Annotated in this window: 25 protein-coding genes and 1 tRNA gene; 15 read left to right on the top strand and 11 right to left on the bottom strand. The window is 70.9% G+C overall.

What is annotated here, in order from left to right; all coding sequences use genetic code 11:
• Nucleotides 1–5: 5 nt before the first annotated feature.
• On the bottom strand, nucleotides 6–410 hold the full coding sequence (locus AC4FS1_RS01015; RefSeq protein ID WP_491151887.1) for a pilus assembly protein CpaE: 405 nt from the start codon (nucleotides 408–410) through the stop codon (nucleotides 6–8).
• A 60-nt stretch (nucleotides 411–470) separates the two neighbouring features.
• Here AC4FS1_RS01015 and AC4FS1_RS01010 point away from each other — a divergent pair, with 60 nt between their 5' ends.
• The 5 genes from AC4FS1_RS01010 (at nucleotide 471) to AC4FS1_RS00990 (ending at nucleotide 4,624) form a co-directional block, all read left to right on the top strand.
• Entirely contained in the window at nucleotides 471–1,226 is a 756-nt protein-coding gene (locus AC4FS1_RS01010) for an alpha/beta fold hydrolase (RefSeq protein ID WP_491151885.1), read from the top strand.
• Between the two features lie 100 nt (nucleotides 1,227–1,326).
• Complete coding sequence (locus AC4FS1_RS01005) at nucleotides 1,327–2,490, top strand: acyl-CoA dehydrogenase family protein (protein ID WP_491151883.1); 1,164 nt, start codon at nucleotides 1,327–1,329, stop codon at nucleotides 2,488–2,490.
• Nucleotides 2,491–2,524: 34 nt separating this feature from the next.
• Nucleotides 2,525–3,796, top strand: a complete 1,272-nt coding sequence (locus AC4FS1_RS01000; RefSeq protein ID WP_491151882.1) for a DUF445 domain-containing protein — start codon at nucleotides 2,525–2,527, stop codon at nucleotides 3,794–3,796.
• A 16-nt stretch (nucleotides 3,797–3,812) separates the two neighbouring features.
• Nucleotides 3,813–4,163, top strand: coding sequence for a gamma-glutamylcyclotransferase family protein (locus AC4FS1_RS00995; RefSeq protein WP_491151880.1), 351 nt, complete (start codon nucleotides 3,813–3,815; stop codon nucleotides 4,161–4,163).
• Nucleotides 4,160–4,624: a SixA phosphatase family protein gene (locus AC4FS1_RS00990; protein WP_491151879.1), complete on the top strand. Its 465-nt coding sequence runs from the start codon at nucleotides 4,160–4,162 to the stop codon at nucleotides 4,622–4,624. The genes AC4FS1_RS00995 and AC4FS1_RS00990 overlap by 4 nt, the downstream gene beginning before the upstream one ends.
• A gap of 73 nt (nucleotides 4,625–4,697) precedes the next feature.
• Here AC4FS1_RS00990 and AC4FS1_RS00985 read toward each other — a convergent pair whose 3' ends face one another.
• Complete coding sequence (locus tag AC4FS1_RS00985; RefSeq protein WP_491151877.1) at nucleotides 4,698–5,696, bottom strand: LacI family DNA-binding transcriptional regulator; 999 nt, start codon at nucleotides 5,694–5,696, stop codon at nucleotides 4,698–4,700.
• 153 nt (nucleotides 5,697–5,849) lie between these two features.
• Here AC4FS1_RS00985 and AC4FS1_RS00980 point away from each other — a divergent pair, with 153 nt between their 5' ends.
• The 5 genes from AC4FS1_RS00980 to AC4FS1_RS00960 all read left to right on the top strand — a co-directional run bounded on the left by AC4FS1_RS00980 (nucleotide 5,850) and on the right by AC4FS1_RS00960 (nucleotide 12,244).
• A complete protein-coding gene (locus tag AC4FS1_RS00980) occupies nucleotides 5,850–7,088 on the top strand; it encodes a sugar ABC transporter substrate-binding protein (protein ID WP_491151875.1) in 1,239 nt (412 codons plus the stop codon).
• Complete coding sequence (locus tag AC4FS1_RS00975) at nucleotides 7,088–8,200, top strand: carbohydrate ABC transporter permease (protein ID WP_491151874.1); 1,113 nt, start codon at nucleotides 7,088–7,090, stop codon at nucleotides 8,198–8,200. The genes AC4FS1_RS00980 and AC4FS1_RS00975 overlap by 1 nt, the downstream gene beginning before the upstream one ends.
• Nucleotides 8,197–9,126 (top strand): carbohydrate ABC transporter permease, encoded by a 930-nt coding sequence (locus tag AC4FS1_RS00970; RefSeq protein WP_491151873.1) that lies wholly within the window; start codon nucleotides 8,197–8,199, stop codon nucleotides 9,124–9,126. Before AC4FS1_RS00975 ends, AC4FS1_RS00970 begins: the two co-directional genes overlap by 4 nt.
• Nucleotides 9,123–11,057: a glycogen debranching N-terminal domain-containing protein gene (locus AC4FS1_RS00965; protein WP_491151872.1), complete on the top strand. Its 1,935-nt coding sequence runs from the start codon at nucleotides 9,123–9,125 to the stop codon at nucleotides 11,055–11,057. Before AC4FS1_RS00970 ends, AC4FS1_RS00965 begins: the two co-directional genes overlap by 4 nt.
• A gap of 71 nt (nucleotides 11,058–11,128) precedes the next feature.
• A complete protein-coding gene (locus AC4FS1_RS00960) occupies nucleotides 11,129–12,244 on the top strand; it encodes a baeRF11 domain-containing protein (RefSeq protein WP_491151870.1) in 1,116 nt (371 codons plus the stop codon).
• A 26-nt stretch (nucleotides 12,245–12,270) separates the two neighbouring features.
• Here the strand turns inward: AC4FS1_RS00960 and AC4FS1_RS00955 are convergent, their stop codons facing one another.
• Nucleotides 12,271–12,747, bottom strand: a complete 477-nt coding sequence (locus AC4FS1_RS00955) for a YbaK/EbsC family protein (RefSeq protein WP_491151869.1) — start codon at nucleotides 12,745–12,747, stop codon at nucleotides 12,271–12,273.
• Nucleotides 12,748–12,783: 36 nt separating this feature from the next.
• Complete coding sequence (locus AC4FS1_RS00950) at nucleotides 12,784–13,584, bottom strand: class I SAM-dependent methyltransferase (RefSeq protein WP_491151867.1); 801 nt, start codon at nucleotides 13,582–13,584, stop codon at nucleotides 12,784–12,786.
• A 129-nt stretch (nucleotides 13,585–13,713) separates the two neighbouring features.
• Here AC4FS1_RS00950 and AC4FS1_RS00945 point away from each other — a divergent pair, with 129 nt between their 5' ends.
• Nucleotides 13,714–14,790 (top strand): Glu/Leu/Phe/Val dehydrogenase family protein, encoded by a 1,077-nt coding sequence (locus AC4FS1_RS00945; RefSeq protein WP_491151865.1) that lies wholly within the window; start codon nucleotides 13,714–13,716, stop codon nucleotides 14,788–14,790.
• A 6-nt stretch (nucleotides 14,791–14,796) separates the two neighbouring features.
• Here AC4FS1_RS00945 and AC4FS1_RS00940 read toward each other — a convergent pair whose 3' ends face one another.
• The 3 genes from AC4FS1_RS00940 to AC4FS1_RS00930 all read right to left on the bottom strand — a co-directional run bounded on the left by AC4FS1_RS00940 (nucleotide 14,797) and on the right by AC4FS1_RS00930 (nucleotide 17,856).
• Entirely contained in the window at nucleotides 14,797–15,528 is a 732-nt protein-coding gene (locus AC4FS1_RS00940) for a ThuA domain-containing protein (RefSeq protein ID WP_491151864.1), read from the bottom strand.
• Nucleotides 15,525–16,655: a Gfo/Idh/MocA family protein gene (locus tag AC4FS1_RS00935; protein WP_491151862.1), complete on the bottom strand. Its 1,131-nt coding sequence runs from the start codon at nucleotides 16,653–16,655 to the stop codon at nucleotides 15,525–15,527. Before AC4FS1_RS00935 ends, AC4FS1_RS00940 begins: the two co-directional genes overlap by 4 nt.
• A 475-nt stretch (nucleotides 16,656–17,130) precedes the next feature.
• Complete coding sequence (locus AC4FS1_RS00930) at nucleotides 17,131–17,856, bottom strand: acetolactate decarboxylase (RefSeq protein ID WP_491151861.1); 726 nt, start codon at nucleotides 17,854–17,856, stop codon at nucleotides 17,131–17,133.
• 143 nt (nucleotides 17,857–17,999) lie between these two features.
• On the opposite strand from AC4FS1_RS00930, the gene AC4FS1_RS00925 reads away from it, so the two are divergent.
• Complete coding sequence (locus tag AC4FS1_RS00925; protein WP_491151860.1) at nucleotides 18,000–18,431, top strand: DUF6069 family protein; 432 nt, start codon at nucleotides 18,000–18,002, stop codon at nucleotides 18,429–18,431.
• Nucleotides 18,432–18,781: 350 nt separating this feature from the next.
• Nucleotides 18,782–19,321, top strand: coding sequence for a GNAT family N-acetyltransferase (locus AC4FS1_RS00920; protein ID WP_491151858.1), 540 nt, complete (start codon nucleotides 18,782–18,784; stop codon nucleotides 19,319–19,321).
• A 254-nt stretch (nucleotides 19,322–19,575) separates the two neighbouring features.
• Here the strand turns inward: AC4FS1_RS00920 and AC4FS1_RS00915 are convergent.
• From AC4FS1_RS00915 to galU, 4 genes are all read right to left on the bottom strand, one after another.
• Nucleotides 19,576–19,648, bottom strand: a tRNA-Ala gene (locus tag AC4FS1_RS00915).
• 67 nt (nucleotides 19,649–19,715) lie between these two features.
• Nucleotides 19,716–20,663, bottom strand: a complete 948-nt coding sequence (locus tag AC4FS1_RS00910; RefSeq protein WP_491151856.1) for a large exoprotein — start codon at nucleotides 20,661–20,663, stop codon at nucleotides 19,716–19,718.
• A gap of 147 nt (nucleotides 20,664–20,810) precedes the next feature.
• A complete protein-coding gene (locus AC4FS1_RS00905; protein ID WP_491151854.1) occupies nucleotides 20,811–21,440 on the bottom strand; it encodes a GNAT family N-acetyltransferase in 630 nt (209 codons plus the stop codon).
• Between the two features lie 23 nt (nucleotides 21,441–21,463).
• Nucleotides 21,464–22,354, bottom strand: coding sequence for a UTP--glucose-1-phosphate uridylyltransferase GalU (gene galU / locus AC4FS1_RS00900; protein WP_491151852.1), 891 nt, complete (start codon nucleotides 22,352–22,354; stop codon nucleotides 21,464–21,466).
• A 108-nt stretch (nucleotides 22,355–22,462) separates the two neighbouring features.
• Here galU and AC4FS1_RS00895 point away from each other — a divergent pair, with 108 nt between their 5' ends.
• Both AC4FS1_RS00895 and AC4FS1_RS00890 read left to right on the top strand, forming a co-directional pair.
• Nucleotides 22,463–23,059 carry a 5-formyltetrahydrofolate cyclo-ligase gene (locus tag AC4FS1_RS00895; protein WP_491151851.1) on the top strand — a complete coding sequence of 199 codons (597 nt, stop codon included), beginning with the start codon at nucleotides 22,463–22,465 and terminating at the stop codon, nucleotides 23,057–23,059.
• A gap of 14 nt (nucleotides 23,060–23,073) precedes the next feature.
• Nucleotides 23,074–23,379 carry an FmdB family zinc ribbon protein gene (locus AC4FS1_RS00890; RefSeq protein ID WP_491151849.1) on the top strand — a complete coding sequence of 102 codons (306 nt, stop codon included), beginning with the start codon at nucleotides 23,074–23,076 and terminating at the stop codon, nucleotides 23,377–23,379.
• The last annotated feature ends 15 nt before the right edge of the window (nucleotides 23,380–23,394 follow it).

Genomic DNA, 23,394 nt, shown 5'->3' with positions numbered 1-23,394 from the left:
CTCGCTCACGCGATGCGGGCCAGCAGAGCCATGACGGCGAGCGCGTACGCGTCGGCGGGCTCGGGATGCTGGAAGGTGCGGCTTTCGCCGGCGACGACGATCTCGACCTCGTAGGTGTCGGTGAGCCGGCGGAGCCCCCGGAAGGTGGTGCGGAGCATCTCGCGGAGCTGCTCTTCGGAGGGCAGCCACAGCGCCTCCTCGAGGGCGACCGAATCCAGCGCCCACTCGGTCGTCCCGTTGAAGGCGAGGATCACGCCGGTGGGATAGGCCCGCGCCTCGATCGTCATCTCGCTGACAGTGAAGACGTCGGCGTCGAACTCCGGCTCGTCGAGCTGGAAGCGATCGCCCGATCGGGGGTGCCAGACGAGTCCGGCCTCCCGCAACGCCCGCGCCGCCTCCGTCGAGATCATCCCTCTATTGTGCGGGGGCCACAGGGCCCCGGGGTCGGCGGGTGTCATTAGCATGAACGCATGCCTGTCCCCGTGATCCTGCCCCGCATCACGTGGGGTGAGCCCGCCGCGGGTCGCCGCGCCCTCCTCGTCCACGGCCTCGGTTCCAACGCCGCGCTGATGTGGCGGTACGGGGTCGCGCTGGCAGAGGCCGGGTGGCGGGCGGATGCGGTGGACCTCCGCGGGCATGGCATCGCGCCGCGCGGGCTGGACTACACGATCGACGCCTACGCGGCCGACCTCGCCGGCGTCCGCCCGGAGGAGGGCCCGGGGTGGGACCTCGTCATCGCGCACTCGCTCGGCGGGGCGGCGGCCACCGTCGCCGCCGCCGACGATCCCGAGTGGACCGAACGGCTCGTCCTCGTCGACCCCGCGATCCACCTCGCCGCGCGCGACCGTGAGATCGTACGCGCGAGCCAGGAGCAGGCGTTCGCCGACACGAGCGTCGCGGCCGTTCGGGCGGCGCATCCGACGTGGCATCCCCAGGACATCGAGCTGAAGGCTCTGTCGGCCCAGCAGGCGAGCGCGTGGGCCGTCGAGCAGACCAGCGTGCAGAACCCCGAATGGGATGTGCGCGACGCCGCCGCCCGACTTTCGGTTCCGACGCACATCCTCGGTGCCGACCCCGGGGTGTACTCGATCTTCACGGGCGCGCTCGCCGAGGAGGTGCTGCAGAACCCGGCGGTGTCGATGTCGATCGTGCGGGGCGCCGGGCATTCGCCGCACCGCGACAAGCCGGAAGACACCGTCGCCGCGTTGTTCGCCGCCCTCGTCTGAGCCCCCCGGCCGAGCGGCCGGGGCTGCCCGGCCGCAGCACCGCACCCGCCCGCAGCGACGCACCCGGCCGGGATACCGGGATGCGGACGACAATGGGAGCATGACCGCCGCGTTCGATCCCGCGCAGTACCTTCCCGACGACCTCCTCGAGCGCATCCGCGAGCGCGCGGCGGTCCACGATCGGGAGAACACGTTCCCCGCCGACGACCTCGACGAACTCCGTGCCGCCGGGTACCTCAGCATCCTCGTTCCCACCGACCGCGGCGGAGCCGGCCTGGGGCTCGCCGAAGCCTCGCTCCTCCAGCAGCGCCTGGCCACGGCCGCCCCCGCGACCGCACTCGCGGTGAACATGCACCTCGTATGGACGGGCGTGGCGAAGGTGCTGCAGGATCGCGGCATCGACGACCTCGCGTTCGTGCAGGCCGGAGCCGCCGCCGGCGAGGTGTTCGCGTTCGGCATCAGCGAAGCCGGCAACGACCTCGTGCTGTTCGGCAGCGACACCGCGGCCCAACCGACCGGCGACGGCGGGTACAGCTACACCGGCACGAAGATCTTCACGTCGCTGGCCCCCGTGTGGGATCACCTCGGTGTCCACGGCCTCGACACGACCTCGGCCGACGGCCCGAAGATCGTCTACTCCTTCCTTCCCCGTACCGACGCGATCGTGACGCGCGACGACTGGGACACGCTCGGGATGCGCGGCACCCAGAGCCGCACGACCGAGCTGCACGGCGCCGTGGCCCCCGCCGACCGGGTCGTGCGGCGCGTGGATCCGGGCCCGCAACCCGACCCGCTCGTCTTCGGGATCTTCGCCGTGTTCGAGATCCTCCTGGCCTCCGTCTACACCGGGGTGGCACGCCGGGCACTGGACCTGGCAGTGGATGCGGCGACGACGCGCCACTCGAAGAAGACCGGCAAGGCGTACGCGCAAGACCCCGACATCCGCTGGCGTGTGGCCGACATGGGGCTCGCCTACGACGCGCTCCCCCCGCAGCTGGCGACGCTCGCCCGCGACGTCGACACGCTCACCGACCACGGGCCGCGCTGGTTCGCGCTGCTGGCCGGGGTCAAGCATCGCGCCGTCACCACGGCGAAGCGCATCGTGGATGACGCGATCCTCGTGTCGGGCGGCTCGTCCTACTTCTCCCGCAGCGAGCTGTCCCGGCTGTATCGCGACGTGCTCGCGGGACTGTTCCACCCCTCCGACCCGGAGTCGGCCCACTCCGCCACCGCTACGGCGTTGCTGGGGCCGCTGCAACCCTGATGTTCGCCCAATACGCCCGTGCGAGGATGACCGGGTGCCCCCGACTCCTCCCGCCCTGCTGAGCCCCGCCGACCAGGAACGGCGCCGTGCCCTGCGCACGATGAAAGCCGTCGCGCTCGGTGCGCTCATCCTGATGGCGGTCATCTTCGCGATCTCGTTCCCGCTCCAGGAGCGCTACCCGTGGGTGCAGTGGGTGCGGGCGGCGGCCGAAGGTGGCATGGTGGGCGCCCTCGCCGACTGGTTCGCCGTCACCGCGCTCTTCCGCCACCCGCTCGGAATTCCGATCCCGCACACCGCGATCATCCCGCGCCGGAAGGACGAGATCGGCCGCAGTCTCGGGGAGTTCGTCGAGACGAACTTCCTCTCCGCGCCCGTCGTCCGCGGGAAGCTCGAATCCACGCCGATGGCCACACGGCTGGGCGCCTGGCTCACCCAACCCGAGCACGCGGAGCGCGTCGCTCGCGAAGGTGCCACCGCCGCGACGGCGGTCCTCAACGCGCTGAGCGACGACGACGTCCGCGACGTCATCGAAGACCTCGCCCGAGAGCACCTCATCGCCCCCGACTGGGGACCCTCGGTCGGGGGCTGGCTGGAGCGGGTCGTCGACTCGGGCGCGCACAACGGCGCGGTGGATATGGCCGCCGACACCCTCGCGTCGTGGCTGGCGGGGAATCAGGACGCGTTCTCCGGCCTCGTCTCCCGGCGCCTCCCCTCGTGGCTGCCGGGCATCGCCTCGCGCATCGTCGACGAGACCGTCTACCGGCAGGCGCTGGCCTTCGTCGACGCGGTGCGCGATGACCCCCAGCATCCCGCCCGCGCCGCCATCGACCGCTACCTCGGGCGCCTGGCCGACAACCTGCAGCACGACCCCGAGACGATCGGCAAGCTCGAAGACGCCAAGGCGACACTGTTCGACAGCCCCCGCGTCCGCGCGCTCGCCGCGGAGGCGTGGCAGACCGCCAAGACCGGACTGCTCGCTGCGCTCGAGGACCCCGAGAGCGGCCTGCGCCGGCGTGCCGTGCAGGCGCTCGTGGAGATCGGCGAGCGGCTGACGACCGACGCATCCCTGCAGCAGCGGGTGGACGGGTGGGTGACGGATGCGGCGGTCTTCGTCGTCGAGCGGTACCGCCACGACATCGCCTCGGTCATCACCGACACCGTGGAGCGCTGGGACCCGGCGGAGACGACCGAGAAGATCGAGCTTCTCGTCGGCCGCGATCTGCAGTACATCCGCCTCAACGGCACGATCGTCGGCGCACTGGCCGGAGCGGCGATCTTCACGGTGGCCTCGCTCGCCCTGGGCTGACCGCTAACCTGAGAACGTGGCCGAGGTACCCGCCGACCAAGCTCTCTTCACCTATGGCACGCTGCAGCTTCCCGGGGTGCAGCGCGACACATTCGGGCGACTGCTCGAGGGTGAAGAGGACGTTCTGGCCGGGTACACGCTCGACTACATCGAGATCGAAGACGTCAGAGTCGTCGAAGTGTCGGGCGCCGAGACGCACCCGGCACTCCGGAAGACCGGAGACGCACGCGACAAGGTGGTGGGGATGGTGGTCTGGTTGACCGCGGATGAGCTCGAGGCGGCAGACGAGTACGAGGTGTCGCTGTATCGGCGCGCTTCGGTGACGCTCGCCAGCGGGCGCCCGGCATGGGTCTACGTGACCGCATGATCCAACTCTCCCTCGCCCGGCATGCCAAGTCCGACTGGGCCGACTCCTCCCTCGACGACCACGAGCGTCCGCTGAACTCGCGCGGTCAGCTCGACGCCCCCGAGGTCGCGCGCCGCGTGCTCCGCACCGGAGTCCGGCCCGAAGTCGTCCTGACGTCGACCGCGGTGCGCGCCCGCAGCACCGCGGAATACTTCGCCGCGGCGTTCGACGCGGAGCTGCGCCCGATCCCCGAGCTCTACCTCGCCGAGCCGGACGCCATCCTGCAGGCCGCGCGCGACAGCGGCGTCGACGAGGTGATCGTCGTCGCACACGACCCCGGGATGAGCGCCCTGGTGAGCAGCCTCGCCGGACACGACGTGAGCATGTCCACCGGCGCCGTCGCCGTCTTCACCTGGGAGCAGGGCACCTGGGATGACGTGGGTTCCGTCGCCCCCGACGACGTCCAGCTGACGACCCCGTAGCCGCCACCCCGTCGCGGCCACTGCCGACGCCCCACGTTCCACACCCCACGCCCAACGGCCCACAGGCCGGGGCTCAGCGCACCACGAGGCGCGGCGTGACCAGGACGTGCGCCGACCCGGATGCTGCAGCCCGAGGCGCCACGATGCTGCCGGTCGCGCCCATCAACAGCTCGAGGGTGCCCGCGGCGACCTCCTCCGGAAGCTGCTCGACGCTCGACAACCCGAGCGCCTCCACAGCGGGGGTGTTGTCGAACCCGACGATCGGGAGGTCCGCCCGATCGGCCGCCCCCGCGGCGAGATGCGCGCCGATCGCCAGGGAGTCGCTCGCGCACACGATGCCATCCACGTCGGCCCCGGCCTCCAGCGCCCGGGCGACGGCCGCCCGCCCCGCAGCGACCCCTTCCTCCGCCACCCACCGGGGGCCGCCGCCACCCGCCGAGCGCCATCCCCGCTCACGGTCGTCACCGGTCCCCGAGCCGGCAGGCCACCCGAGGAAGGCCACCCGGCGCCCGGCCGTCGCGAGCAGGTGACCCGTCGCGGCGGCGGTGCCGGCTGCCCCGTCGACGTCCACCCACAGGTGCGCGGGCGCCTCGACATCGTCCTCGCCCCACGGACGCCCGAACGAGACGAACGGCAGCGCGCGCTCGGCCAGCCATCCGGTGCGAGGATCACCGTGGAACGTCCCCGTGACGACCACCGCATCCACTTCGCCGCCGTCGAGCAGGTCGGCCAGGCGGGCGATCTCCTCTTCGGGGGTCCGGGCGGCGTACACGAGCACGCGCATACCCCGGTCGCTCGCGCGTTCGGTGAGCGCATGCACGAACCGGTCGAGCACGACGCCGGAGACGCCGCCAGCATAGGGGTCGAGATGGATGCCGATGGTCGAACTCCGCCGGGTCCGCAGACGCCGCGCGGCGGCGTGCGGGCGATAGCCGAGGTCGGCGATCACCGCCTCGACCCGCTCCCGGGTGGCAGCACGCACGACGTGCGGCGCGTTCAGCACGTTCGACACGGTCTGCCGGGAGACGCCGGCGACCCGCGCGACATCGTCCACCGTAGGCGCCTTGGCCATTGCATCTCCCGCCCGATCGGCTTCCCGTGCGCCATCTTAGGCGTCACGCTCGGGCGCCTTGACAGCTCCCGCCCGCACTACATACGGTGAGGAGACGCGCAGTTTGATCGTTCAAATTAGCGCGCCACATGCCTCATCGAAGGAGAGAGACACATGACACGGCACACCACGCGGGCAATGCTCGGCGCAGGCGCGCTCCTCGTGACCGGTTCGCTCACGCTCGCGGCGTGCGGCTCCGGTTTCAACGACTCCGGCAGCGGATCGGACGAATCCGCCGACGGATCGCTCAGCATCCTCATCGGCTCATCCGGCGAGGCCGAGACGACCGCCGTGGAAGAGGCGGTCGCCGCCTGGTCGGCGGACGCCGGCATCGAAGCCGAGGTCCAGGTCGCCAACGACCTCCCCCAGCAGCTGTCGCAGGGCTTCGCGGCAGGATCGCCGCCCGACCTGTTCTACCTCGCCCCCGAGGCGCTCGCCGGGTACGCCAGCAACGGCTCGATCCAGGCGTACGGCGACGAGCTGGCGAACAAGGATGACTTCTACCCGTCGCTCGTGGAGAACTTCACCCTCGACGGCGAGTTCTACTGCGCACCGAAGGACTTCTCCACCCTCGCGCTGGTCATCAACACCGACCTGTGGGCTGAGGCCGGCCTGACCGACGCCGACATCCCGACCGACTGGGACAGCCTCGCCGCGGTCGCGCAGCGCCTCACCACCGACGGGCAGGTGGGTCTCGCCTTCGGCGCGGAGTACCAGCGGATCGGCGCCTTCATGGCGCAGGCCGGCGGCGGTCTCCTCACCGACGGCGCAGCCACCGCCAACAGCCCGGAGAACGTCGAGGCGTTGACCTACGTGCAGAGCCACCTCGCCGACGGCTCCTTCGCCTTCGCCAGCGACATCGGCGCCGGATGGGGCGGCGAGGCCTTCGGAACGGGGGCCGCGGCAATGGTGATCGAGGGCAACTGGATCACGGGAGCGTTGACCAACGACTACCCGGACGTGAACTACGCGGTCGCGGAGCTCCCCGCCGGTCCCGCCGGTCAGGGCACGCTGCAGTTCACCAACTGCTGGGGCATGGCTGCCGACAGCGCCAACCAGGAGGCTGCGCTCGAACTCGTGGAGTACCTGACGGGCACCGAGCAGCAGCTGGCCTTCTCGGAGGCGTTCGGCCCGATGCCGTCGATCCAGTCCGCAGCGGATGCGTGGACCAGCGCCAACCCCGACCTGTCGGCGTTCCTCGCCGGGGCCGAGTACGCGCAGTTCCCGCCGAACCTGGCCGGTGCCGCCGACGTCATCTCCGACTTCAACGCACAGATCGAGTCCCTCGCCACGGGTGACCCGCAGGCGATCCTCGACACCGTGCAGGCCAACCTCGAGGCCATCGTCGAGTAATGACCGCGTCATCCACCGCGGTTCGCCGCGCCGGGTCCTCCTCTCGGGGGCTCCGGCGCGGCGAGACCGCCGCGGGATGGATCTTCACGCTCCCCGTGCTGGTCATCCTCGGCGTCTTCCTCCTCATCCCGGTGCTGATGGCACTGTGGGTGAGCTTCTCGGACTGGAGCGGGCGCGGAAGCCCCTTCGCCCCGGGCGTGAGCTTCGTCGGCGGGGACAACTACGCGGAGATCACCACGGGCGGCGGCCTCGCCGAACGTGACTTCGGCATCGCGCTGCGCAACAACGCGTGGTACGTCCTCCTCGTCGTTCCCTGCCAGACCGCCCTCTCTCTGTTCCTCGCCGTCCTCGTCAACCGCGCAGTGCTGCGCGGGCGCGGGTTCTTCCGCACGGCGTTCTACTTCCCCTCGGTCACCAGCACCGTCGCGATCACCGTGCTCTGGCTGTTCCTGTTCTCCACCTCCGGAGCCATCAACCAGGCGCTGTCGTGGATCGGCATCAACGGCCCGAACTGGTTCAACGAGCCCCGGGGCGTCGTCCACAACTTCCTCGGCGTCTTCGGGGTGCAGTCCGGTCCCGCGGCACTGACGCAGAACGCCTTCCTCGGGGTGTCGTGGTGGGACTGGATGGCCGGGCCCTCGGTCGCGATGTCCGCCTTCATCCTCATGGCCGTGTTCACCACCTCCGGCACGTTCATGCTGCTGTTCATCGCGGCGCTGCAGAACATCTCCGGCGACGTGGATGAGGCCGCGATGATGGACGGCGCCAACGCCTGGCAGCGGTTCTGGCGTGTCACCCTCCCCCAGCTCAAGCCGACGCTTTTCACCGTGCTGACGCTGGGCCTGATCGGCTGCTGGCAGGTGTTCGATCAGATCTACACCGGCACCCAGGGCGGGCCGGGCAAGACCACCCTGACTCCCGCGTATCTCAGCTACGACTCCGCCTTCATCTCCCAGGAGTGGGGCCAGGGCGCCGCGATCGCGTTCGTCCTGTTCGTCATCATCGTGGCGTTCACGATCCTGCAGCGCTGGGTTCTCCGCGACCGCCCGGTCTCGCGTCGCCGGGCGCGGCAGTACGAAGTGCGTCCCACATCGAAGGGAACGGCACGATGACGGCAGCAGCCACCAGCCTCCAGACCGACGTCCTCATCGGGCAAGAGCTCACCGGCGGCGCCACCGACCGGCCCCCGCGGCGACGGCGCCACCTGCCACGGAAGACCGTCGTGTGGCAGATCGTCCTCTACGTCGCGCTGGCCGCCCTCGCCCTCATCTACATCTATCCGTTCCTGGTGCAGGTGGCCACGTCCTTCAAGACCGACGCGGATGCCGCGGTGGATCCCATCTCGCTCGTGCCCTCGACGTTCACGTGGGCGGCGTACGAGCAGCTGTTCCTGCGGTCGGACTTCCCGACATGGTTCGCCAATTCGGCGATCGTCACGATCTTCGTCACCATCGGCCGGGTGTTCTTCAACTCCCTCGCCGGCTACGCGCTGGCCCGGCTCCGCTTCCGCGGTCGCGGCATCATCTTCGCGGCGCTGGTGGCCGTCATGGCCGTGCCCACCGTGGTGCTCCTCATCCCGAAGTTCCTCGTGATCAACCAACTCGGGATGTACGACTCGTACGCGGGCATGATCCTGCCCCTGCTGGTGGATGCGGCGGGCGTGTTCATCATGAAGAACTTCTTCGAATCGATCCCGGCGTCCGTCGAGGAGCAGGCCCGGATCGACGGCGCCGGCACCTTCCGGATCTTCTGGTCGGTGGTGCTGCCGATGGCCCGCCCCGCGCTCATCACCATCGTGATCCTCTCGTTCCAGGGGTCGTGGAACGAGCTGAGCCACTTCGTCGTCTCGACCCAGTCCCCCGAGCTCACCACCCTGACCAAGGGCGTCGCGTCCCTGGCCAGCGGTCAGCTCAGCCAGGGCAGCCAGTACCCGATCAAACTCGCGGCCGCTGCCATCATGACGATCCCCGTCGCCGTGATGTTCTTCATCTTCCAGCGCCGCATCATGAACGCCAGCGAAGGAGCCGTCAAGGAATGACCCGCGACACCGAGGGGCTGCCGCAGCCGTTGCAGCCCCTGCTTTCCGATGCCGTGATCGCCCTGCGCGCACCCACCCAGGTGTGGTCGCGCGCCGGCGGCGACGCCGGCGCCGCCGCGATCGACGGGATCTACCACGGCGACGTCCGGCACGTGCGCGCGCTGGAGCTGTCGTGCGGCGGATCGGCGATCGAGTGGATCTCGGCCGCTCCCGACGGCCCGTCGCGGATCGTCTTCGGTGGCCTGATCCGCGGCCTGGATGACGCGGAGCCCGACCCCAAGGTGCGGCTGGAGCGCGACCGCCGTGTCGACGGCGGTCGCGTGTCCGAGACGCTGACGGTCCGCTCGCACCTTCCGGAATCCGTGTCGACGACACTGACCTTGCGGGTCGTCCCCGACTTCGCGCTGCTGCACGAGGTCAAGTCGGGTCGGGATGCTCCGCGGCCTCGGTCGTTCCGGATGACCGAGGCGGGGGTCGTGGCGTCAGCCGGCGCCGCCTCGTTCGAGCTCGCGGCGCCGGGCGCGCGGGTGGACGCCGAGGGCGATGCACTCGTGATCACGTGGCCGATGGATGTCCCCGCGCGCGGCTCGGCGGCGGTGGAGTGGTCGCTGGAGCTGCACGACGAGTCCCTCGTCGTGCAGGCGGCCCGCACCCCGGTGCGGTGGGACGCGGCGGCGTCGGCGTCGGCGGCGGGGTCCTCGGCGGCGTCGGCCGATCCGCGGCTGGCGCGGTGGCTCGAGGTCGCCCTCGGCGACCTCGACGCCCTCCGGCTGGCGCTGCCGGATGCGCCGGACGACGACTTCTTCGCCGCCGGAGCCCCCTGGTTCTTCACCCTGTTCGGCCGCGATTCGCTGTGGGCCGCGCGGCTGGGGCTTCCGCTGGACCGCGGCATCGCCGCATCCACTCTCCGCGTCCTGGCACGCCTGCAGGGCACCGACGACGACCCGGCGACCGCCCAGGAGCCGGGGAAGATCCTCCACGAGCTGCGCTCGTCCGCGATCGAACTCCCCGGCGAAGGGATCGTCCTCCCCCCGCGCTACTACGGCAGTGTCGACTCGACGCCGTTGTGGGTGTGCCTCCTCGCGGATGCGTGGCGAGCCGGGATGCCGGAGGCGGAGGTCCGCGAGCTGATCCCCGCCCTCCGCCGTGCCCTGCGGTGGATCCTCGAGTACGGCGACAGCGACGGTGACGGGTTCCTCGACTACATCGATCGCCTCGGCACGGGGCTGGCCAATCAGGGCTGGAAGGACTCCGGCGACTCGATCCAGTGGCGGGACGGCACGCTCGCGGCCGGTCCCATCGCGCTCTGCGAAGTGCAGGGGTACGCGTACGAAGCGGCGCTGGGCGGGGCGGCGCTCCTCGAGGCGTTCGGCGACGACACCGACGATGCCGAAGGGCTCCGCGCGTGGGCCGCCGCGCTCAAGGCGCAATTCGGAGCGGCCTTCTGGGTGGACACGCCCGAGGGACGCTACCCGGCCGTCGCGTTGGATCGCGACAAGAACGCCGTCGACACCCTCACCAGCAACATCGGGCACCTCCTGGGAACCGGCATCCTGGAGCCGGCGGATGAGGCGCACATCGCCGGTCTCCTCCGCGGGCCGACGATGTCGAGCGGGTACGGCATCCGCACGATGTCGACACAGGCCGCGGGGTTCTGGCCGCTGTCGTACCACGGAGGCAGCGTGTGGGTCCACGACACCGCCATCGCGGTGCACGGGATGCTGCGCGCCGGCCTCGACGATGCCGCCCGCGCCGTGGTGCAGGAGCTGCTGGCCGCGGCCGAGGGCTTCGGATACCGCGTGCCCGAGCTGCACTCGGGTGACCCGGCATCCGCCATCTCCGTTCCCACGCCCTACCCGGCCGCGTGCCGCCCGCAGGCGTGGTCGGCAGCCGCCGCCGTGACATGTCTCGAGGCGCTCGCCCGCCCGTGAGCGGAACCCCGGGGTCCGCGGGGCCGCCGCAAGGTCTAGCCGGATGGCGCCGGCAGCCCTAGGGTCGGGGCATGTTCCCTCGTGATCTCCCCGACAACCCCCAACTGCTGGCTCTGATCGAGGCGCGTCACCCGGGCAGCGTCAGCCTGGTGGTCGGCTCCTCCCCCGTCCCCGCCGACCACGAGCGCGCCCGCATCGCCCTGCGCGACGCGATCGACGAGGCCGCGCGACGCCTCGATGAGCTCGACCTCCCCCGCGGCGAGCGCGCCGCCACCGTCGAACGGCTGCGCGGCCTTCTCCAGGACGACGACGTCTGGGGTTCGCAGTCTCAAGCGATGCTCGTCCTCGCCACTCCCGACACCGCCGAGTGGTATCAGCTGCCGTTCGAGGTCACCGACGAGGTCGTCGTCGGTGATCGTTTCGACGTACGGATGCTGCTGCGCGCGTGCTCGGACAGCTCGTCGGCGTTCGTCCTGCAGCTCTCCCGCGGACTCGCGCGTCTCACGGAAGTGACAGCGGCGCCCGGGCTCATCGAGCACCCGCTGACCCTGCCCGATGACCACCAGCTGATGCTGGAGCATGCCTCCAACGACGGGCGGATGGACCGGGACCCCGCCCGGGGGTCCGACGGCGACCGACCCGAGCGGGAGCGGTTCTGCCGCGCCGTGGACCAGGCGGTGGCTGCGGTCATCCGCCGTGGCGTCCCCTTGATCCTGGCCGCGACCGACGAGTTCCGGCCGGCCTATCGCGCGCAGAACACCTTCGCGCTCTTGCTCGACGAGGAGATCACCGCGCACCCCGAGTCGCTCACCGACTCCGAGATCGAAGACCGCGCGCGCGAGGTGCTGAGCATGCGCCACGCACACCAGGTCTCCGCGTGGAAGGAGCGGTTCGGCACGCTTCGCGCGCAGGAGCTGGCGACCTCCCGCGTGTCGCAAGTGGCGGCGGCCGCCGCGGCAGCCGCGATCGATGAGCTCCGCCTCGATCAGGATGCCGAGCGCTCGGGCACCGTGGATGAATTCGGTCGCGTGCACGCGGGCGAGGGGATGTTCCTCCTTCTCGACCTCGCGGCGGACGTCCTGCGCACGGGCGGATCGGTGCTCGCCGTACCGCGGGAAGAGCTCACCGACGGCTCGCCCGTGGCCGCGACGCTCCGTTTCCCCGTGCCTTCCACGACGAGGTCCTGAGCGGCGGCGCCCGTCCGCGTCTGAGGTCAGTCCACCTTTCCCACGACGCCGCCGGTGAGGCGGACGAGCTCATCGAAGGTCAGCGGGAACACGGTGTGCGGCGTGCCGCCGGCCGCCCACAGCTCCGGATACGCCGCGAGCGCCTCATCCACCACCGTCGTCAGCGGGGCGGGGTGCCCGGTGGGCGCGACGCCGCCGATGGGCTGCCCGGTCGCTTCGCGCACCTGCTCCGGGCTCGCCCGGCGGATAGGCCCGCGCCCGAGACGCGCGGCAAGCGCCGCCGTGTCGACACGGTGCGCCCCGCTGGTCATCACGAGCAACGGCTCGCCGTCGCTCATGAACACCAGGCTGTTGGCGATCGCCCCCACGTCCACCCCGAGGGCAGCGGCCGCCAGGGCAGCGGTGGATGCCGCATCGGGCAGCACGACGATCTTCCCGGCGATCCCCTCCTCCGCCAGACGCTCGGCGACCAGACGGCTGCGGGCGGGGAGGTCCACACTCATGCGTCCCACCCTAGGCGCGCGTCGCAGCCGTACCCTTCAGGCCGCCGCGCGCGCGAGGATCTCGCCGTGCGGCATGACGAGCCATCCGTCCGGCGCCGCTGCCCACTCACGCCAGCCGTCGGCGATCCGCTGCAGGGCGTCGCGGTCGGCGAGCCCGCGATCGAGGGCATGCTCGGCGAAGTCCGACTCCGTCGCGCGCTGAGCCCACGAGTCCGCGAACCACGAGCGGTCTTCGGGCGTGGCGTAGAGCCAGAGGGATGCGCTGGGAACGATGTCGCGCAGGTCCGCCTCGCGCGCCCACGACAGGAGTCGCCGCCCCGCGGAGGGCTCGCCGCCCAGCGCGCGTCCGAGCCGGAGGTAGAGGTCCAACCACTCCGCCAGCACCGGCGACTCGGGGAACCACGTGATCGCGCCGTAGTCCACTTCGCGAAGCGCCACGATCCCGCCCGCCCCCACCCGCGCGAACTCACGGATGGCGTCGACCGGACGCGCGAGGTGGTGCAGCAGCTGATGGGCGTGGACCACATCGAATTCGCCGCGACCGGCCGCCAGGGCGTAGGCGTCACCGGTCGTGAAGGACACACCGACCCCACGCTGCTGCGCGACCGTGCGCGCCAGCTGCAACGCGAGCGCGGAGGAATCCACGCCGACCACACGCCCGGGAGCCACCTTCTCGGCCAGATCCACCGTGATCGTTCCCGGTCCGCACCCGACATCCAGGAGCGACATGCCGGCGCGGAGGGAGGGAAGAAGGTAGGCGACGGAGTTCTCCGCCGTACGCCGGGCGTGCGAGCTCACGACGCTGGAGTGGTGGCCGTGCAGGTATTCGTCAGCCATGACGGAAGCGTAGCCGCCGTCGCCCCCCTCCCGTTCGGTGGAGTCCCCGGGCACAATGGTTTCCGGATGCCGCACACCCGTGACATCCGAAACCCCAGGCCCACGAAGCCCGCCGGAAGAGGATCGACGATGACTCCTGCCCTGCCCCTGCCCGAATTCACCCACGAACGCGTGGAGGTGAGGACCGGCGAACGCAGCGGCCTGTTCCTCGCCGTCGCCCTGCACTCCTCCGCGCTGGGCCCCGCTCTCGGCGGCGCCCGCGTCTGGACGTATCCGCACTGGAGCGCCGCTCTCGGCGACGTGCTTCGCCTGTCGGCCGCGATGACCCTGAAGAACGCCGCGGCCGGACTCGACGCCGGCGGCGGCAAGGCCGTCATCGGCCTGACCGAGGGAACGGTCCTCGACCCCGAGCGCCGCCGCGCGGCGTTCCTCGACCTCGGCGACGCGGTCGAGTCACTCGGCGGGCTCTACCGCACCGCAGAGGACGTCGGATCGACGGCCGAAGACATGCTCGTCGTCCGCGAACGGACCGCGTCCGTCGTCGGTCTGCCGGATGCCTCCGGGGGCTCGGGCGAGCCGGCCGGTCCGACGAGCGTGGGCGTGTACGAGGCGTTGCGTGCGACCCTCGAGCGTGTCGCGGGTTCGGGCGACGTGGCCGGTCGCCACATCACCATCTCCGGGCTGGGACAGGTCGGAAGCCGCCTCGCCGTCCGGCTGGCCGCCGAGGGCGCCGTGCTGCACGTCACCGACGTGAACCCCGCCAAGCGCCACCTCGCCGCCGACCTCGGCGCGACCTGGGTCGCACCCGGCGACGAGCACCTCGTGACCGCCGACGTGTTCGTTCCCGCCGGGATCGGCGGCCTCCTCACCGACGAGGTCATCGACGCGCTCGACGCGCGCGCGGTGTGCGGCCCGGCGAACAACCCCCTCGCCGACCGCAGCGGAGCAGAGCGCCTGGCGGCCCGCGGCATCCTCTACGCCCCGGACTTCGTCGCCAACGCCGGCGGAGTGATCTACCTCGACGCCGCCGACAAGGGACTCGGCGACCGCGCGCAGATCATGGCGCGCGTCGCCGCGATCGGCGACACCACGCGGCGCATCTTCGACGAGGCCGAAACCCGGGGTGTGACCCCGCTGATGGCCGCAGAAGGACTCGCCGCCGAGCGGCTCAGCGCCGGAGCATCCCGGACTGCGCTCGTCGGCTGAGCCGCCTCACCCGTGCGTACGCGCGGGGTTGGTGACGGTGGGCAGCACCCGCGGGGCATCCCCCGGGTGCGCCCACCTCACGGCGTTCGCGAGCACGCGCCGGATCTGCGGGTGGTGGTAGACGGGGTACTCCTGGTCGCCCGGTGAGAAGTAGAAGACGCGTCCGCGCCCTCGCCGGTAGGTGAGGCCGGAGCGGAACACCTCGCCACCGGCGAACGACGAGACGAAGATCTGCTCGTCCGGCTGGGGCACGTCGAAGAACTCGCCGTACATCTCCTGCCGGTCGATGGTGATGGGATGCTCCACCCCGTCGGTGATCGGATGACCCGGGGCCACGGTCCAGACGAGTTCGCGCTCACCGTCGTTCCGCCACGCCAGCGAACACGTCGTGCCCATGAGGCGGATGAAGATCTTCGAGAAATGGCCCGAGTGCAGAACCAGCAGGCCCATACCCGACAGCACGTGCTGGTGGACGCGGTCCACGACCGTGTCGTCGACCTGGTCGTGGGCGATGTGCCCCCACCACAGGAGCACGTCGGTCGCGGCGAGCGCCTCCTCCGACAGGCCGTGCTCCGGATCGCGCAGCGTGGCCGTGCGCACCTCGACGTCGCTCCCCAACAGGTCGCGGAGGCCCTCCGCGATCGCCCCGTGAATGCCGTCCGGGTAGATCTCCTGCACAGCGGCGTCGTGCAGCTCGTGCTCTCCCTCGTTCCAGACGAGGACGCGAATCGCGCTCATTTCATCGCTCCGATCTCGATCTGCTCCACGGCGACTTCCCGCCCTTCCTCCGCCGACCGGTAGCAGGCGTCGATGATCGCGGCGCGGCGTGCGGCCACACTGCCGTCGTTCGCCGCCCACTCCTCGGGGTGTCGGACGGTGCGGATGAATTCGTCCACGACGCCCTGGTGTCCGGCCGGCTCGCCACCGGGGAGCACGCGATCGGCCACCGCATCGGCGGTGCCGGAGTAGAGGGCGACATCCGTCGCCGGGGCGTAGTCCACCACGCGCAGTTCGGCGCCGCCCTCGGTGCCGTAGAGGGTGAAGCCGAACTCGTCGCCGCTCGGGCGATACGAGGCCCAGCTCGTGTCGAGCGTGACGGACGCACCGCCTTCCAGGCGCAGCAGAACCGTCGCGAAGTCCTCGACGTCGAACGCCGAGCCGGTGAACTGCTTGCCGCCGAGCGCCGCATCCGGGCCGCCGAGACCGCGCGGGCCGAATTCGGCGTGCACCACCGCGGAGGCCGAGAGCACTCGCGGCTCGCCCATGAGGTCGAGCACCGAGTCGATCATGTGCACTCCGATGTCGACGAGCGGACCGCCGCCGGCAAGCTCCTTGCTCGTGAACCAGCTGCCCAGAGTGGGGATGCCCGCGCGTCGCAGCCACGCCGCACGCACGTGGTAGATGCGCCCCAGCGCGCCGGAGGAGATCTCGCTCGCGAGCGTGCGGACATCGCCGCGCAGACGGTGATTGAACGCGACCTGCAGCACGCGCCCCGCCGAGCGGGCGGCCGCCACCATCTGGGCGGCTTCCGAGGCGCTGCGGGCGATCGGCTTCTCCGAAAGCACGTGGATGCCGCGCTCCAGAGCCGCTACCGCGACCGGGGCGTGCAGGAACGTCGGCACCGCGACACTCACCGCATCCAGCGGCGTGCTGTCGAGCAGCTCTCGCCAATCGGCGACCGCGACCTCGACGTCGAACTGCTCGGCCAGCTCGCGGCGCGCGTTCTCTTCCAGGCCCGCGATACCGACCAGCTCGACATCGGGATGCGCGGTGTACGCCGCGATGTGCTGCTGACCGGCCCAGCCGAGGCCGACGACCCCGACACGCAGCGGAGGGGTGGATGGACGGGGTGATGCCACGGTCATGGACTCTCCGGGGGGTGGATGAGGCGATGTGTGCTGAGCGGCGCCCGAAGGAACGGCCCGCTTGGAGTCAAGCACAGGGGTCCCCCACGCGGGCGCGCCTTGCGGGAATTCCGCGATCCCGCACCGGCCGCCACCGACGCTTCGTCTCGCTGCGCTCGCTCAGCGCCCGGGGACACCGGACCCTGAGCGAGGAGCGCAGCGACGAGACGAAGGGCCCCCACGGTACCGTCCGGGGCCGACGCTTCGTCTCGCTCCGCTCGCTCAGCGTCCGGGAGGCGACCGGCCGCGCCGCTGGGCCCGCACCCTGACGCTTCGTCTCGCTCCGCTCGCTCAGCGACGAGACGAAGGGCCCCCACGGTACCGTTCGGGGTCGACGCTCCGTCTCGCTGCGCTCGCTCAGCGTCCGAAAGCACCGGACCCTGAGCGAGGAGCGCAGCGACGAGACGAAGGGCCCCCGCAGCGACGAAAAGCGGGGTCAGTGGGAGACGCCGCCCTCCATGGCCACGATGCGGTGATCGTCGCCGTGGGTGAGCGGAGTGCGCAGGAAGACCTCGTCGGTGGGGAGGCGCAGATCGAAGCGCGGATACGCGGCGAGGCGCAGCTCCCCTGTCGCGACCGTGACCTCGAGCACGTGCCCGCCGGAGAGCCGGTCGGCCGCGATGAAGTGGAGGTGCAGCCCAGCCACGGCGATCCCTTGATAGATCTCCGGCGCCCAGAACCCCACGAGCGTTCCGGTGCGCTCCTCGAGCACCGTCTCGACCTGGTCGCGCGTAACGTCGGCGAGCGACCGGAAAGGCGCCTCCCGGCGACGCGGCACGCGGATGCGGACGGTCGCCACCACCCCGTCCACCCGGACGGCGTGGAACAGGTTCCGACTGACCAGGCGTTCCTCGACCGCAGCCGTCAAGGCGGCCAGGTCGAGGGCTCCGACCGTCTCAGCCGCGACATCCGGAAACGTGCACACGTCGAGGAAAGGCAGCGACTCGTCGTCGGCCATCTCGCGGGGCGCCGCCTCATCGGTGCATTCGAGGAGGTCGCCGTCGACCAGGATCACTTCGCCGGCGAGCCCATCGCAGCATCCGATGCCGAAGTCCCCCAGCCGGCGAGCATCGGTGGCGGGGAGTCCGGAGGTGTAGGCGCCCGCCAGGAGCGCATCGAGCACGGCGTACTGGGTGACGGCGTCGGTGGTGAGAAGGGTCATGGCGGCGACGCTACAGCCCCGGCGACGGCACACGGCGCGAAACCGGTACTCCCCCCGGAGGTAGCGGGGTTACATCGTCCGGCAGATGTGGGCACCGAGCCGCGACCGTAGCGTCACAGTCATCCACCGACGATCGGAGCATCATGTCCACCGAGCTCATCCGCCCCCGGGCCGCCACGGCGGCACTCCTGGTCTTCGCCGCGGTCGTCGCGACGGCGATCGCCCTCACCGCCGTGGCGTTGGGCGCCCTCGCGCTGGGCGCCGACAGCACGTTCGCGCCCCTGCAACCGGGGCCCTACCTCGCCTTCGGCATCGCCGGCGTGCTCGCCGGTATCGCGGGGTGGGTGCTGGTCGTCCGTTGCGTGCGCCGATCCGCGCGGCTCCTGCGGGTCCTCGTGCCGGTGCTCGTGCTCGTGTCGTTCATCCCCGACGTGCTGCTGCTCGTCGGCGGTTTCATCCCGGGCACCAGCGTGCTCGGCGTGCTCGCCCTGATGCTCATGCACCTCGTGGTCGCGGCGATCGCGGTGGTCACCGGGCAGCGGATCGCGCCGGCGCGCTCGCCCGGTCACCCGTGATGACGCGCGGGCGGTCCCGAGAACCGAATCGCGACGAGCCGATCACCGGCGTGCCGACGGCACAGAGGTCGCCCTCTCAGCCGAGAGGTGAAGGCGAAGCCTGGGGATAACGACGGATGCTCCAGACGGTCGGGGTGTTACCGTGACCGTCGCCCCGGGCCGAGGGGCGGCGCGGGCGAGGGCAGATCCTCGCGCCCGCGCCGACATCTCTTCAGACGGGAAACACACACGTTGACCATGACCAACACATCGGATGAGATCCTGTTCACGAGACGGACCGATGCGCTCAACGTCGATCCGCGAACGCGGTTCACCGGTATTCCGCTGAGCCTCACCGGGAAAGAGTCGCTGTGACTCCCGCACGTTCGATTCGCCTGCTGCCTCCGACGGCCGCTGCCGACAGCGACCTGGTGCACCTCGTCACAGCACTGACCAACGACGTCTACGCGGCCGCAGAAGTCGGGATGTGGCACCCCGGCACGCCTCGCACCGATCACGACGAGATCGCGGCAGCCGTGGGCGCCGGGGAGATCCTCGCCGCATACGCAGACGAGCGACTCGTCGGTGTCGTTCGGACGGCCGTCGCCGACGGGGTTGGCTGGCTCGGCATGCTCGCCGTCGACTCCGGTGTCCGAGGGGCCGGGATCGGGCGGGGGCTGGTCGATGCGGCCGAAGACCTCGCCCGCGACGCTGCAGCGAGCGCCATGCAGATCGAGGTCCTCACTCCGCTCGACGGCAGCAACGCATCGAAGGCCGAGCTTGACCGCTGGTACCGGCGACTGGGTTACGAGCACATACGCGACGACGAGCTCGCCGCGCACCACGCCACGCTCGGCGCTCTGCTCGCCACCCCGAGCGTTCTCCGGGTCTACGAGAAGTCCCTGCTCTAGCCGAGGCTTCTCCTCCGGCCAGGCCGCCCGAGCGAGATCCGACGCCGAATACGGGATGCTGCGATGCCGTGATGGGAGTCCGGCCGCGGCCCCGGATCGTCGTGCGCCGGGAGGCCGAGACGCGGCGGTCCCCGGGTCGCGGGGCGTGCGGCTCGCGTGCACGAACAACAAGAGCCCGGCCGATGGCCGGGCTCTTGTTAAGTGACAGCTGTCTCGCGACATATGAGACGCATGTCGCGAGACATCACAATGGGTGGACCTGAGGGGACTCGAACCCCTGACCCCCTCGATGCGAACGAGGTGCGCTACCAGCTGCGCCACAGGCCCCTGAACCTCCGCTACATTATCACGGCGGCAGAGGCTCCCCGCGCCGCTCGGCAGCTCCGCGCGAGGGCTACTGGCCGACGGCGCGACGCGTGAGCAGGTCGCGCACGTGCGCCTCGATCTCGGCATCGTCGACGTAGCCCATGCGGGTGAACTCCGACGCACGGGCGACGCGTGCCTCGTCGATCGACGGCGGCTGATTCTGCTGGGCCAGATCGCGGATCGCCTCTTCCCGCGCGGCGACCCGGAGGGCTTCGCGGGCCTCCTGGGCGTCGAGCACGGCTGCCGCGCGTGAGCCGCTGGACGAGGCGAGCGGCTTCGGCAGCTCCCGCGGCGTCCACGCCGCGGACCGCGGGCGACCGACAGCAAGGTCGGGCATGGCGGGCGCGACGCGCTCGGTCGCGGCGACGGGCCTCTCGCGAACCGCTCCGCGCGAGGCGACGCGGGACATCCGGATAAGCACCACGGCAGACAGCAGGAACATTCCGCCGCCGGCCCACAGCAGCACGGAGGTCGCGGCGGACAGGAACTGCCACACCCCGACGCCGGCGGCGGCGAGTGCGGCAACGGCGAGGACGGTGGTGGTCAACCGCATCCGTCGTCGTGCACGTGCGCGGCGGAGGGCCGGGCGCTCGCGCACGGCTGCGCGCTCAGCGCGTGCCGCGGCGACGGCTTCGGCCTGGGCGGCACGGGCGAGCTCGCGCTCGGTGGCGCTCTCCTCCTTGGCAGCCTCCAGGGCGGCTCGTGCCACGGCGAGGTCCGCCTGTTCCCGCTCGGCCTGAGCGCGGCGGGCGAGACGTTGCTGGGCGAGGGCGGTGCGTGCGTTCAGCTCGAGCCTCACCTCGCGGGGAGTCTCACTGGTCTCGGCGAGCACCCGCAGCGCCTGATTCAGGCGAACGGCGTTACGCTCGGATGAGGTGTACTGGTAGCGGCTGGCCCAGGAGGGCAGCAAATACACGAGCCAGAGCGCGACGGCGACGGCGACGATCACGCCACCGCCCAACACCTGCCCGCCCATGCGCCTAACGGTATGCGACCGGGCCGTTTTTCCCCGCGCACCGCGCGCGCGTGTCGTCGCACAGTGCGGATGCATCGCGGCCCGTCAGGTCGAGGAAAACCGCGGCGGAACCGCACCCGATCGTCGCCCCAGAGATGAGCCCGGGTTTCAGGCCGGGAGTCGGTCGGACGGCGGCACGGTCGCCGCATCCGGCGGGACCCGCCCGCTCACCCAGCGCGCCAGCACCCCGTCGGGAACCTCTTCGCGCACCAGCGCAAAGGCGTAGTGGTCGCGCCAGTCGCCGTTGATGTGGATGTAGCGGCGCCGGAGTCCCTCGTACCGGAACCCGAGCTTCTCCACCACGCGGAGGCTCGCCACGTTTTCGGGGCGGATGCAGATCTCCATGCGGTGCAAGCGCAGTTCGTCGAAGCACACGTCCGTGGCGAGCGCCACCGACGTCGGGGTGATCCCGCGTCCAGCGAACCGTTCGCTGACCCAGTATCCGATCGTCGCCGACGCCAGCGACCCACGCGCGATGCCCCACACGTTGAGCTGGCCGGCTACTTCCCCGTCGTACTCCATGACGAAGGGAACGCCCGCGCCGTCGCGGTGCTGCTGCAGAAGCCGGCGGATGCCGAGCCGCATGTCGAACGACACGGGTCCGTCCGGGCTCGTCGCCTCCCACGGCCGAAGCCATCCGCGATTCGACAGGAGCTCGTTCTGAAGCGCTCGGGCGTCGCGGGGGCGCACGAGCCGAATGGAGATCGGCCCGTGTCGTCGCGGGATCGACAGGTCCATCCCACTCCCTCGATCTAGCAGCGTCAAAGACCCGCCGCGAACTCCTTGAACCAGGGACGCAGCTCCGGACCCAGGTCTTCGCGGTCCGCCGCCAGCTGCACGATGGCCTTGATGTAGTCCACCTTATCTCCGGTGTCGTACCGGCGACCGCGGAAGATCACGCCGTAGACCCCGCCCCCGTCGCCCGCACCCTGGGCGAGTTCCTGCAGCGCGTCGGTGAGCTGGATCTCGCCGCCCTTGCCCGGCTCGGTGTGCTCAAGGATCTCGAAGACGTCAGGACCGAGGACGTACCGTCCGATGATCGCGAGATTCGACGGCGCATCCTCGGCCGCGGGCTTCTCCACGAGCTGGGTGACCTTCACGACATCGTCTTCGTCGGTCGGCTCGACGGCTGCCACCCCGTACATGTGGATGGATGCGGGGTCCACCTCCATGAGGGCGATGACGGTGGCGCCTCGGCCGTCGTACTCCTCGAGCATCTTCGACAGGAGCGCGTCGCGCTCGTCGATGAGGTCATCGCCGAGCAGCACCGCGAAGGGGTGGTCGCCGACGTGGGCCTTGGCGCGCAGCACCGCGTGACCGAGCCCCTTCGGTTCCCCCTGGCGCACCATGTGGATATCGGCCAGGTCGGAGGAGTGCTCCACCTTGGCGAGTTTGTCCTCGTCGCCCTTCGCCCGGAGCTTCTGCTCCAGCTCGGGCATCGCGTCGAAGTGGTTCGCGATGTTGTTCTTGTTGCGGCCGAGGATGATGAGCACGTCGTCGATACCCGCAGCGACGGCCTCTTCGACGACGTACTGGATGGCTGGCTTGTCCACGACCGGCAGCATCTCCTTCGGCATCGCCTTTGTGGCGGGAAGGAAGCGCGTGCCGAGTCCGGCGGCGGGGATGACGGCCTTGAAGGGCTTATGCGACATGAACACAGGTTAGCGGGATGCGTGTGAACAACGCGTGAAGCATCCACCTCCCGCCTGTAGGCCGGCCCTTCGCCGGCGGCACTCCGGCGCCCGCCTAGAATCGACAGCATGTCGGACACCATCGAGCAGGCCAAGCGCGCACTGCGCGCCGACCTGCGCGAGCGACGGCAGATGATGTCCGATGCCGCCCGCGAGCACGCCGCGGAGGGCATCCGCGCGCAGCTGGATGACCTCGTCGCGCGGGTCGGCGCCCGGTCGGTGTCGTGCTTCCTGTCGACTCCGACCGAACCCGGCACCCGCGGGTTCGTCGACGCGGCCGTGCGCCGCGGCATCCGCGTGCTCCTTCCGATCACCCGTGCCGACGGTCTCCTCGACTGGGCGGTCGCTGTCCCGGGCGGTGACATCACCGACGGACTGCTCGGGATGCCCGAGCCGGTCGGCGAGGTGCTCGGCCCGATCGCCGTCAACGACGTCGATCTGCTGGTCATCCCCGCGGCGGCCGTCGACCGCACCGGGATGCGGCTGGGCTGGGGCCGTGGCTACTTCGACAAGACGATCGGCTCGATGGAGAACTGCCCGCCCGTGTACGCGGTGGTCTTCGATTCGGAACTCCTCGACGACGTCCCGCGCGACGTGCACGACCAGCCGGTCACCGGCATCGTGACGCCGACCCGCACCCTCACCTTCTCCCCCGCGTCCCGCTGAACTCTAGGAGCCCCATGCCCACCTACGCGTATGCCTGCAAACAATGCGGCCACCGCTTCGACGCGGTGCAGTCCTTCGCCGAGCCCACCTTGAGCGTGTGCCCGGAGTGCGGAGGTGCATTGCGCAAGGAGTACGGGTCGATCGGCGTCACCTTCAACGGCTCCGGCTTCTACCGCACCGATTCGCGCGCGGCCGAGAAGAAGAGCTCCGACAGCTCCACCTCCAGCAGTTCCGAAAGCGCAAGTGGTAGCGCAGCGTCCTCCTCATCGGCATCGTCGGGCAAGAGCAGCCCGGCCGCCTCGGCCTCGTCTGACTCATGACACTCCCCCCGGAAA

This window comes from Microbacterium sp. Z12_35 (assembly GCF_058310475.1).
This window is presented reverse-complemented; position numbering and strand designations above follow the sequence as displayed.